General features: G+C 61.9%; 12 protein-coding genes and 1 other RNA gene. 7 read left to right on the forward strand and 6 right to left on the reverse strand.

All coding sequences use genetic code 11. The annotated features are described in order from the left end of the window. Positions 1-145: a transfer-messenger RNA gene (gene ssrA, locus V7M64_RS21450) on the reverse strand; the annotation flags it as partial. A 264-nt stretch (positions 146-409) separates the two neighbouring features. Beyond that, positions 410-904 carry an SsrA-binding protein SmpB gene (gene smpB / locus V7M64_RS21455; protein ID WP_333682127.1) on the reverse strand — a complete coding sequence of 165 codons (495 nt, stop codon included), beginning with the start codon at positions 902-904 and terminating at the stop codon, positions 410-412. Between the two features lie 80 nt (positions 905-984). On the opposite strand from smpB, the gene V7M64_RS21460 reads away from it, so the two are divergent. Together V7M64_RS21460 and V7M64_RS21465 are read left to right on the forward strand one after the other, a co-directional pair. Next, positions 985-1,416 carry a type II toxin-antitoxin system RatA family toxin gene (locus V7M64_RS21460; RefSeq protein WP_333682128.1) on the forward strand — a complete coding sequence of 144 codons (432 nt, stop codon included), beginning with the start codon at positions 985-987 and terminating at the stop codon, positions 1,414-1,416. Then, positions 1,409-1,684: an RnfH family protein gene (locus tag V7M64_RS21465; RefSeq protein WP_333682130.1), complete on the forward strand. Its 276-nt coding sequence runs from the start codon at positions 1,409-1,411 to the stop codon at positions 1,682-1,684. The genes V7M64_RS21460 and V7M64_RS21465 overlap by 8 nt, the downstream gene beginning before the upstream one ends. Before the next feature lie 14 nt (positions 1,685-1,698). Here the strand turns inward: V7M64_RS21465 and bamE are convergent, their stop codons facing one another. After that, positions 1,699-2,178 carry an outer membrane protein assembly factor BamE gene (bamE, locus tag V7M64_RS21470; protein WP_333682132.1) on the reverse strand — a complete coding sequence of 160 codons (480 nt, stop codon included), beginning with the start codon at positions 2,176-2,178 and terminating at the stop codon, positions 1,699-1,701. A 74-nt stretch (positions 2,179-2,252) separates the two neighbouring features. Here bamE and fur point away from each other — a divergent pair, with 74 nt between their 5' ends. Further along, positions 2,253-2,672 (forward strand): ferric iron uptake transcriptional regulator, encoded by a 420-nt coding sequence (gene fur, locus V7M64_RS21475; RefSeq protein ID WP_333682134.1) that lies wholly within the window; start codon positions 2,253-2,255, stop codon positions 2,670-2,672. A 342-nt stretch (positions 2,673-3,014) separates the two neighbouring features. On the opposite strand, the gene V7M64_RS21480 is transcribed toward fur, so the two are convergent. Next, a complete protein-coding gene (locus tag V7M64_RS21480) occupies positions 3,015-4,604 on the reverse strand; it encodes an MASE1 domain-containing protein (protein ID WP_333682136.1) in 1,590 nt (529 codons plus the stop codon). An 85-nt stretch (positions 4,605-4,689) separates the two neighbouring features. Here V7M64_RS21480 and V7M64_RS21485 point away from each other — a divergent pair, with 85 nt between their 5' ends. Continuing rightward, positions 4,690-5,325 (forward strand): response regulator transcription factor, encoded by a 636-nt coding sequence (locus V7M64_RS21485; RefSeq protein WP_324148023.1) that lies wholly within the window; start codon positions 4,690-4,692, stop codon positions 5,323-5,325. Between the two features lie 181 nt (positions 5,326-5,506). Here V7M64_RS21485 and V7M64_RS21490 read toward each other — a convergent pair whose 3' ends face one another. Both V7M64_RS21490 and recN read right to left on the reverse strand, forming a co-directional pair. After that, on the reverse strand, positions 5,507-5,872 hold the full coding sequence (locus V7M64_RS21490; protein ID WP_333682140.1) for a hypothetical protein: 366 nt from the start codon (positions 5,870-5,872) through the stop codon (positions 5,507-5,509). An 82-nt stretch (positions 5,873-5,954) separates the two neighbouring features. Then, positions 5,955-7,625 carry a DNA repair protein RecN gene (gene recN / locus V7M64_RS21495; RefSeq protein ID WP_333682141.1) on the reverse strand — a complete coding sequence of 557 codons (1,671 nt, stop codon included), beginning with the start codon at positions 7,623-7,625 and terminating at the stop codon, positions 5,955-5,957. Positions 7,626-7,789: 164 nt separating this feature from the next. Between recN and hrcA the strand changes: the two genes are divergently transcribed. The 3 genes from hrcA to dnaK all read left to right on the forward strand — a co-directional run. Beyond that, positions 7,790-8,845, forward strand: coding sequence for a heat-inducible transcriptional repressor HrcA (gene hrcA / locus V7M64_RS21500; protein WP_333682143.1), 1,056 nt, complete (start codon positions 7,790-7,792; stop codon positions 8,843-8,845). 85 nt (positions 8,846-8,930) lie between these two features. Next, positions 8,931-9,467 (forward strand): nucleotide exchange factor GrpE, encoded by a 537-nt coding sequence (grpE, locus tag V7M64_RS21505; protein WP_333682145.1) that lies wholly within the window; start codon positions 8,931-8,933, stop codon positions 9,465-9,467. Positions 9,468-9,748: 281 nt separating this feature from the next. After that, on the forward strand, positions 9,749-11,012 hold a 1,264-nt coding region (dnaK, locus tag V7M64_RS21510), incomplete at its 3' end, for a molecular chaperone DnaK (protein WP_333682147.1).

Genomic DNA, 11,012 nt, shown 5'->3' on the forward strand with positions numbered 1-11,012 from the left:
GTGGGTTCGGGGCTAGGCCTTAAGCGGCCAGAGCGTAGTTGTCGTCGTTGGCAACTATAAGTTTGCGGCTGGATTTACGAGGAAAGCTGCCCCCTCGGCATGCACCAAGCTATCTCACTACCCCCGTCGAAGCCAGAACACCCCCGGGGAAAAAGATCGCGTTAGCTGGTCGATTATATATGGTGACTGTGGTGCGTGGTATCAACCCGTTGAAGGGGGATACGCGTGATAGGCGACGTCATCACTCAAAGCATCATCCCTTGTTGAAAGAGGGAATTCCTTGTTCACGCTTGCATCAGAGCAAGATGGATTCCCGGTTTCGCGGGAATGACGGCCTTGAGGTATTGATGGCCTCAGGCGTTACGACGATCTTGAGGTAGTAACGCCCAACGTAAGGGCAGGGGGATGCTCAGGCAGCGCGATTATGCGAGCGCATGACACGCTGCTTATCGCGCTGCCAGTCGCGTTCCTTCTCGGTGTTGCGCTTGTCGTGCTCCTGCTTGCCGCACGCCAGGCCGATTTCCACTTTGACCTTGTTGCCTTTCCAGTACATGGCCATCGGCACCAGGGTGTAGCCCTTGCGTTCCACGGCGCCGATGAGCTGGTCGATTTCCTGGCGATGCAGCAGCAGCTTGCGCGTGCGGCGGTCGACCGGCACCACGTGGGTGGAGGCGCTGATCAGCGGCGGGATGGAGGTGCCGACCAGGTAGATCTCGTTCTTCAGCACCACGGCGTAGCCGTCGCCGAAGTTGATGCGGCCGGCTCGCAGGGCTTTCAGCTCCCAGCCTTGCAGGGCGATGCCCGCCTCGAAGCGCTGGTCGATGTGGTACTCGTGCCGGGCGCGCTTGTTGAGGGCGATCGTGCCGCCGCTTTCTTTTTTGTCTTTGTCCTTCGCTTTTGCCATGTCCGTTAAACTTTACGTGGTCGCCCCCGAGCAGACTGCCTCTGGACGGGCTCGACCTTGTTTCCTGTGATGAGGGTGCCGTGATCCAAATCCGCCGCAGTGCCTTGGTGAAATTCTCGCCGGCGCAGATGTTCGACCTGGTCAATGAGGTCGAAGCATACCCAAAGCGCTTCGCCTGGTGTGCCAATGCCGAGGTGATCGAGCGGGGAGACAACATGCTGGTGGCACGGCTGGATCTCAAGTTTGCCGGTTTCCACCACAGTTTCACCACGCGCAACACTATCGATCGTCCGCGCCGCCTGCAGGTGAGCCTGGTGAATGGGCCGTTCCGCAGCCTGGATGGTCTGTGGGATTTCATCCCGCTCGGCACGGAAGGCTGCAAGGTCGCGCTCGAGCTGGATTTCGACTATGCCGGCCGCCTGGGCGGCACGGCGCTGAAGCTGGGTTTCCAGGGCCTGGCCAGCCGCATGGTGGACGATTTCTGCCGCGAGGCGGAAAAGGTCTATGGCTGACCGCATCACGGTGGAAGTGGTTTGCGCCACGCCAGAACGCCAATTGCTGCGCCGTATCACCTTGCCAGCCGGCAGTTCCGTGCTGCAGGCGGTGGAGCAGTCGGGCATTTTGCAGGCGATGCCGGAGGTGCCGTTCGATGCGTCGCGCCTGGGCATTTTTTCCCGGCGCGTGGCCCCCGATGATGTGCTGCAGGATGGCGACCGGGTGGAAATCTACCGGTCGCTTGCGCTGGATCCGAAAGACGCGCGGCGACGCCGCGCTAAGTAAAGCTTGACAGGCGCTTAGTGACCGCCGCCGTTGTCGCCACCGTTATCGCCGCCACTGTCACCACCATTGTCGCCGCCAGCGCTGCCGCCCTTGTCGCCGGAGGTGTCGTTGACGTCGTACTTGGTCTTGTACTTGTTGCTTTGCTGCACCAGCTTCTGCGCATCCTGGAAGTACAGGTTGCCGTCGGTGCGCACCAGCACATCGTTGTTGAAGTAAAGGCTCATGGAATTGACCTTCATCTTCTCGCCACGATGCGAATACGTGGAGACGTAATCCCAGCGGTTCTGGTTGAACGGGGTGGACACGGACGGCGTGCCGAGTAGCACCAGCACCTGGCGCTTGGTCAGACCCGGCTTGAGCTGGTCGGCAAGATTCTTGTCGATGGTTTTATCGAAAAGATTGCCCTGGGCGACGTCGGGGGTATACACGAGACGACAGCTGGCGAGGGAGAGTGCCAGCGTGGCGTAGCCCAGTGTGCGGATCAGCTTTTGCATTCGTAGTGCGTCCGGATCGTGAAGGTGTCGATGATACACTAAGGCCTGATTTGACCGTGTACCGGGAGCTTGCGATGGAGCAGGAAACTCAAGAACTCCGTAAAGCCGGGTTGAAGGTGACACACCCCCGGATGCGCATTCTCCAGATCTTCGAAGAAGACGGCGCCCGCCACCTGACGGCCGAGGACATCTACAAGAAGTTACTCGCTCATCAGGAAGATATCGGCCTGGCCACGGTCTACCGGGTGCTGACCCAGTTCGAGGCCGCCGGCATCCTCAGCAAGCACAACTTTGAGGGCGGCCAGGCGGTGTACGAACTGGATCGTGGCCAGCACCACGATCACATGATCGACGTTGACAGCGGGAAAGTGATCGAGTTCGTCAGCGAAGAGATCGAACGCCTGCAGCGCGAGATAGCGGCCAGGCACGGCTATGAGATTCAGGACCATAGCCTGGTGTTGTATGTGAGGCCGCTGGGGAATCGGAAGAAATAAGGAAATATCCGCACTTTGGCGGAATGTTTTGTTTCCTCGCCCCCTCTGGGAAGAGGGCGTCGATTCTCCCAGGTCAAATGGCAGGCATAAAAAAAGCCGCGGGAGGACTCCTGTCCACCCTGCGGCTTACCGTTGTCTCTTGACTGCTATGTATCGGAATTGCTCCAGATACGCGCATATGTCCAGACTCCGGCGGAGTGGCGTCCTGCCACTCTTCGAGTCCACCGTCCCCACGGTTGACTCGTGCTCGCCGTCTCGCGACGGCGGCTCCCCCACATCGATGGGACTGATCCTAACGAAGCTTTTACGGAGCTGGTATTGGAAAATTTCCTAGTTACAGTGTCACAAGTCACTGCTTTCGCGTTTTGTAATGCTGCTTCGCAGCAAAATTCGCAGATGCACGCCTTGGTGGTCGGGCCGTAAACGGAACAATCCCCCCAGGGAAGTAACGCGGTCGCGCATGCCTTGCAGGCCCCTCCCGCCCCGTGGCACGCGCTCGGGCAGGCCTACGCCATTGTCGCGAATATCCAGCAAAGCCAATGCTGCACCTGCACGTTCGCCAATGCGCAGGCGCAGACGGAATTCGGTGGCCTGGGCGTGCTTGACCGCGTTGGTGGCGCTTTCCTGGGCCAGGCGGTAGATCGCGGTGCGGATGTCTTCCTCCAGCATGCGCGGGTCACCGTGCAAGTCGGTGTGGTAGATCATGCCGGCGGTGGCGAGCAGATCGCGGATGGGGCCTTCGTCCAGGGCGCGCATCAGGCCGAACTCGTCCAGCACGGCGGGGCGCAGATCGTCCATCACGCGATGCAGGGCGCGCCGCATGTGGGCCAGGATGCCGTTGATGGAGGTGCTGATGTCCTCCATGCCAGCCTGCTTGAGGCGGTTCTGCGCCAGCTTCACATGGGTCTGGATGGCGGTGAGGTTCTGGCCCAGTTCGTCGTGCAGTTCGGCCGCCATGTGGCGGCGTTGGTTTTCCTCTGTTTGCAGGTTGCCGCGGGCGGCGTCGCGCAGTTGGCGGGCGAGGTGGTCCAGGCGCCGGTTCACGGCGGCAAGGTAGACGTTCTGTTCGGCCATGCGCGCACTGCTGCGGCGGAGCGCATCGGTGGCCGAACCCAGCATCAGGGCGCCGGTACCGGCTACGGCCAGGAACATGTGCGAGGAAGCCGTCGGGATGACGTGGGTGAAGACGCGGTCGACCACGGCCATGCCAAGGCTCGATACCAACATGGACAGACTGGCGCCGCGCCAGCCATGCCGGAACGCAAAGAACAGTACCGGCGCGAGTGACAGGATGCGCGCGAATTCGCGTTGCGGAGCCGCTTGTTCGGTAAGGATCAGCAGGATCACCAAGGCCGGCAGCATCACCAGCAAGCCGTCCATCAATAGCTCCGACACCTCCTGCTTGGACGGACGCGTGCGCCACAGCATGAGCAGCGGCGGCACGATCAGCAGCAGCCCGACATAATTGCCCAGCATCTCGTTGCCGAAGCCTTCCAGCAAGCCGGTCGAAGGCAGCTCGCTGAGCAAGGCCATCATCAACGCGTCGGTGGCGGTGGCGACCGCACCGGTGAAGCCGCCGGCGAGCAACAGGCGCGAGACTTCTTCCGGGTCGCGCATGTTCGGCTTGAGGTTCGCGCGGCGCAGCAACCCCAGGCACAGCGCCACGGCCAGCGGCTGCGGCAGATCGCCGAAGAGGAAGGTCTGCCAGTCCGGTGTATAGCCGTACCAGTATTCGATCGATACGGCGGCCACCAGCTCGGCACTGATCAGCCAGCCCCAGTAACGGAACGGCGACAGCAGCAACACGCCGAAGCGCAGGCCGAATTGCAAGGTCCAGTCCGGCTGCGTGGTAGGCCATAGCAGGCCCCAGAGCAGGCCGTAGCCGAGACCGACCATGGGGCCGGAGGTGAGGAAGGAGAGTTTTAGACGCATGCGCCGATGTTAGCGAGCGGTGGGCGATCTGTGATGGTTGGCGACCGGGCTGAGCCAAGGAAAAGATTTGCTAGAGTGCGATCCCATGCACAGCATCGTTCTGGTCGACGACCACGCCATAGTCCGCGAGGGGTTCAAACGGCTCATTGAAATGGAGCCGGATCTCGAAGTGGTGGCCGAATGCCGCAACGCGGACGACGCAGTGGAGGCGATCAGCCAAACGCGCCCGGACTTGGTCGCGCTGGATCTGTCGTTGCCCGATGGCAGTGGCTTGCCCTTGATCGAGCACCTGCGCAGCGTGGCCACCGGCACGCGCATCGTGGTGCTGAGCATGCACGATGGCGAGCCTTACGTATCGGAAGCCTTGCGGCGCGGTGCGAGCGGTTACGTCACCAAAGGCGCGGCGCCGGAGGAATTGGTGGCCGGCTTGCGTGCGGTGATGCGTGGCGAGCAGTTCCTGAGCTCCGATTTGCGGCAGCGACGTGCGGAGCGTCCCAACGACACGCTGGACCCCATCGATCGGCTTACGGCGCGCGAGCATGAAGTGTTTCTGCTGCTGGCGGCCGGGCGTGCACCGAAACAGGTGGCGGCGGAATTGGGAATTGGGCAGAAGACGGTGTACATCCACCGCGCGAGCCTGATGGGCAAGCTGGGGGCGGGGTCGGAGCTGGATCTTTACCGCATTGCGAGCGAGCGGGGATTGTTGCAGCCGCGGCCGTAGGTGCCATGAAACATTCGCTTACCTGATGGCCGTCATTCCCGCGCAAGCGCACTGCTTTCCGGGGAAATTTTCGCCGTTTTTGCGGGAAGGCTAAAACGACGTCATTCCAGCGAAAGCTCATTAGTGTCCGGCACGGCTTTGCGAATCCGCAGCAAGACATGGATATGACGCAGCTTAGTGTTCATCTACCGAGGGCAAGACTCAAAATCGCCGTATCCCTTAGGGCCGTCATTCCCGCGAAAGCGGGAATCCATCTTGCCCTGGTGCATGCCTGAAAATGGATTCCCGCTTTCGCGGGAATGACGGCCGTGTGGGTTGCCGCAGATGTATATGGAGCCACGCAAATTTCTTGCCGGACAGCAGTGAGCGAAAGCTGGAATCCAGCGACTTGAAAATCTGCAAAGGCACTGGATTCCAGCTTTCGCTGGAATGACGAGCTGATGGCACTGAATTTCCATGGGAAATTTTCGATGCAGGGTGCTATGCCCGCGCATTTCTGAAGAACTTCATTTTCCCCGGACAGCAATGCGCGCAAGCGGGAATCCATTTTTTATCCGGCTATCAGAGCAAGATGGATGCCCGCTTGCGCGGGAACGACGGCCGAGAGGGAGTGACCCCTGTGCAACAACCTAGACTTGCGCCTGCTCCAGCATCTTCTTCGCATGTGCCCGTGTTTCGCGAGTGATTTCCACACCGCCCAGCATGCGTGCGAGCTCATCGCGCCGGCCTTCGGTGTTCAATACTTCAATGCGCGTGTGAGTGGTGCCGCCGGAAGCATGTTTGCTTACCCGCAAATGCGCATGGCCTTGTGCAGCCACCTGCGGCAGATGCGTCACGCATAACACCTGGCAGCGCGAACCCAGCGCACGCAATTTCTGCCCGACCACTTCGGCCACGGCGCCGCCGATGCCGGTATCCACTTCATCGAACACCATGCAGCCGATGGTGTCCTTGCCCAGCGTCGCCACTTCAATGGCCAAACTGATGCGGGCCAGTTCGCCGCCCGAGGCGACCTTGCGCAAGGGGCGCGGCGGCTGGCCGGGGTTGGCGCTGACCAGCAGTTCGCAACGTTCGCGGCCTTGTGGATCGGGGTCGCCGTTGTCTGAGACATCCAGGGCTACCTGCAGCACGCCGCCGGCCATGCCGAGTTCACCCATCAAGGCGCTCACTTCCTTGCCCAGGCGCCTGGCGGCGGTTTGCCGTGCCTTGCTTAAAGCTTCGGCGGCTTTGTCGTAATCGCGCTGCAGTTGTGCGCGTTGCGCGTCGAGTCGTTCGAGCGCATCGCCGGCGTTTTCCAGTTCGGTCAGTTCGTTTTGCACGGCAATGCGCTTGGCGTCGAGTTCGGTGACGTGCAAGCGATGCTTACGCGACAGCTCGTGCAGGCGCGTAAGGTGGGTGTCGACTTCGGCGTAGCGTTCGGGGTCGAGATCGACATCCTGCGCATAGCGGCCAAGTCCGTCGACGGCTTCGTTGAGCTGGATTTGCGCGTTGTCGAGCAATTCGAGCAACGGGGTAAGACGATCGTCCAGCGTGGCGAGCCGGCTGAGTTCGGCGTGTGCGCGAGTGAGCGAGGAGCGCAAGGCCAATTCGCTATCGCCGTCGAGCAGGTCGACCACGCCGGCGACGCCTTCGGCGAGTTTGCCGGCATTCGCCAGCCGCTTATGGCTGCTTTCCAGTTCCGCCAGTTCAGCGGCAGGCAGCGCCCACTTTTCCAGTTCGGAAAGTTCGTGCCGCAGCAATGCCAGGCGATGTTCGCGATCTTCGCCGCCGGCCAGCTTGCGGATGCGTGCGCCGGCGTCCCGCCATTGCTGGGCAAGGTCGCGCACTTGCGCTACGCGTGCCTCGTTTTCGGCGTAGGCATCCAGCAGGTTCATTTGATGCGTGCGTTCCAGCAGCGCCTGATGTTCGTGCTGGCCGTGGATTTCCACCAGCAGCGCCGCCAGTTCGCTCATCTGGCCGATGGTGGCGGGGCGGCCGTTGATCCAGGCGCGGGAGCTGCCTTCGGTGCGAATCACGCGACGTAGCTGGCAGGTGCCGTCTTCGTCGAGCTCTTCGCGTTTCAACCAGTCGTGCGCCTCGGGCAGGTTGGCCAGGTCGAACTCTGCCGCCAGTTCCGCGCGATCGCTGCCGGCACGCACCATGCCGCTATCGGCACGTGCGCCGGCCAACAGCATCAGGGCATCCACCAAGAGGGACTTGCCCGCGCCGGTTTCCCCGCTGACGACGGTCAGTCCCGGACCAAAAGCAAGATCGGCTTCTTCGACGACGGCAAGATGGCGGACGTAAAGGGAGGTGAGCATGGGGTGAGGGTGGCAGTGGTCGTGCGAATTGTAAGTGGGAACGGTCAGCTGGGAATGGGGGAGGGGCACGCTTGTCGTGATCTTGGTGCTGCCCGTTTCCCCCTTTCTTGCTTTCTTCACCGGCAAACCTTATTTCTTAGCCGTCTCACGGATTGCCACAGCGCATGTCTCCTCACCCTGGTCATGAACTTGATACCCGCGCGCGGCGCTTGCTGCGTACGCTGATCGCGCAGTATCTGGTCGATGGTGAACCCGTCGGTTCACGTACGCTGTCGCGTTCCTCCGGGTTGGACGTGAGTCCGGCCACCATCCGCAACATCATGGCCGACCTGGAAGATGCCGGCCTGGTGGCCTCGCCGCATACGTCGGCTGGGCGTATTCCTACGCCACGCGGCCTACGCCTGTTTGTCGACAGCCTGATCGAATTGCAGCCCCTGGCGCGCGACGAGATGGTGCGCCTGCAACGCGAGCTGCCGCCCGGCCCGACGACGGTGCGCGACCTGGCCGGCAATGCCTCGGCCTTGCTATCGGCCATGACGCATTTCGCCGGTGTGGTGATGGTGCCGCGCCAGACGGATTTCCCCTTGCGCCACATCGATTTCGTGCCGCTACCCGAGGCGCGCGTGCTGGTGATCCTGGTGTTCTCCGACAACCAGGTGCAGAACCGTGTGATCCAACTGGCCAAGCCGTTGGAGGGCCGGGTGCTCGAACAGGCAGCCAACTACATCAACGAGCATTTCATCGGCCTGCGCGTGGACGACATCCGTGCGCATCTGTTGCGCGAAATTCGCGAAGCGAGCAGCGAGTTGCACCAGCTGCTGTCCAGGACGGTCGAGCTGGCGGCGGCATCGTTTGCGCCACAGGATGAAGACGTGCTGGTCAGCGGCCAGACCAATCTGATGGCCTATGCGGAACTGGGCAACCTGGAACGCCTGCGCGATCTGTTCGAGGCGTTCCAGAAGAAAAACGAGTTGCTGCAGTTGATGGAAACCTGCGCCAAGGCCCCCGGCGTGCGCTTGTTTATCGGCGAGGAATCGGGGTTTGCCGCACTGGATGGCTGCAGCGTGGTCACCGCCAGCTATGGCGCCCAAGGCCGGCTGTTGGGTGCGGTCGGTGTGATTGGTCCCACACGCATGGCTTATGATCGCGTGATTCCGGTGGTGCAGGCCACCGCCCGGCTGCTCAGCGATGCCTTGAATCGCGCTGCTACGACCTTATAGAGGCCGGTTGGGAGGCGGGTCCACCCCGCAAGATTTTGTAATGGTCGGCAGCCTTGCCGGCCCAGGACGATGTTTGGAGTCATTCATGCACAACAGCGATTCGCAGTCGCCCAACGAGATGCCGGAAACGGCCGCGCAATACGCCACCATGAGCGATGAGCTCGATGCGCTCAAGGCCAAGGTGGCCGAGCTGGAAGCGAACAACCAGGAATTGCGCGATACCGTGCTGCGCGAAAAGGCCGAGCTGGAAAACCAGCGCCGCCGGCTACATCGCGACCTGGAACAGGCGCGCCGTTTTGCCAACGAAAAGCTGCTCAACGACCTTCTGCCGGTGTACGACAGCCTGGAGCGGGGCCTGGCGGTGGAAGGCGGCGATGTAGCCGCGATCCGCGAGGGCCTCAGCCTCACCTTGAAGGAGCTGCTGCGCATCGCCGGCAACAATGGCCTGGTGCAGGTCGATCCGCTCGATCAACCGCTCGATCCCGAGCGTCATCACGCGGTAAGCATGGTGGAAGCTCCGGGCAAATCGCCTGGCACCGTGGTGGCCGTGCTGCAAAAAGGCTATGTGCTGAATGATCGGTTGTTGCGCCCGGCGTTGGTGTCCGTGGCCAAGGACGACTGAACCGTGAAGAACCTGCTCAACACCTCCCCGCAGCCTGCACAGGTCCCGCGTGGCCGCGATGCGGCAGGGCGCGGCTTGACCAGGCGGCCAGTCTGGCACTGCGCCCCGCACGACCACCTGGCAACCACTCGGAGCCTGTGCGAACCACGCTGAGATGTTGAACAGGTTCTTACAATTTCAGAACTGCAGGGTTTAGCTGGCATTGAAGGCCCGTCGCCAAACCCCATCTGACAACCATTCGCGGCGAGGGGCCGCATTCAAAGATTCCGGAGCAGACAATCATGGGCAAAATCATTGGCATCGACCTGGGCACGACCAACTCGTGCGTCGCCATCATGGATGGCAGCAGCGCCAAGGTGATCGAGAATTCCGAAGGTGATCGCACCACGCCTTCGATCGTCGCGTTCACCAAGGACGGCGAAGTGCTGGTCGGCGCGCCCGCCAAGCGCCAGGGCGTCACCAATCCCAAGAACACTTTCTATGCGGTGAAGCGCCTGATCGGCCGCAAGTTCACCGACGCGGAAGTGCAGAAGGACATCCACATCGTGCCGTACGGCATCATGGCGCACGAGAATGGTGACGCCTGGGTGCAGACCTCCGATGGCAAGAAGATGGCGCCGCCGGAAGTCTCCGCGAAGGTGCTGATGAAGATGAAGAAGACCGCCGAGGATTACCTCGGTGAGCCGGTCACCGAAGCGGTGATCACCGTGCCGGCCTACTTCAACGACAGCCAGCGCCAGGCGACCAAAGACGCCGGCCGCATCGCCGGCCTGGATGTGAAGCGCATCATCAACGAGCCGACTGCGGCCGCATTGGCCTATGGCCTGGACAAGAAAGGCGGTGATCGCAAGATTGCGGTGTACGACCTCGGCGGCGGTACGTTCGACGTGTCGATCATCGAGATTGCCGAAGTCGACGGCGAGAAGCAGTTCGAAGTGCTGGCCACCAACGGCGATACGTTCCTGGGCGGCGAAGACTTCGACAAGCGCGTCATCGATTACCTCATCGAAGAATTCAAGAAAGACCAGGGCATCGACCTCAGCAAGGATCCGCTTGCGCTGCAGCGCCTGAAGGATGCGGCCGAGCGCGCGAAGATCGAGCTGTCGTCCTCGCACCAGACCGAAGTGAACCTGCCGTACGTGACGGCCGATGCGTCCGGTCCGAAGCATCTGAACATCAAGCTCACCCGCGCCAAGCTGGAAGCGTTGGTGGAAGATTTGGTCAAGCGCACGATCGAGCCGTGCCGCACCGCGCTTAACGACGCCGGCCTGCGCGTGTCGGACATCCAGGAAGTGATCCTGGTCGGCGGCCAGACGCGCATGCCGAAGGTGCAGGAAGCGGTGAAGGATTTCTTCGGCAAGGAGCCGCGCAAGGACGTCAACCCGGACGAAGCCGTCGCCGTGGGTGCGGCGATCCAGGGCGGCGTGCTGGGCGGTTCGGTGAAGGACGTGCTGCTGCTCGACGTCACCCCGCTGTCGCTAGGGATCGAAACCATGGGCGGCGTGATGACCAAGCTGATCGAGAAGAACACCACGGTGCCGACCA

The organism is Dyella sp., assembly GCF_036746095.1.
Taxonomy (GTDB): Bacteria; Pseudomonadota; Gammaproteobacteria; order Xanthomonadales; family Rhodanobacteraceae; genus Dyella_B.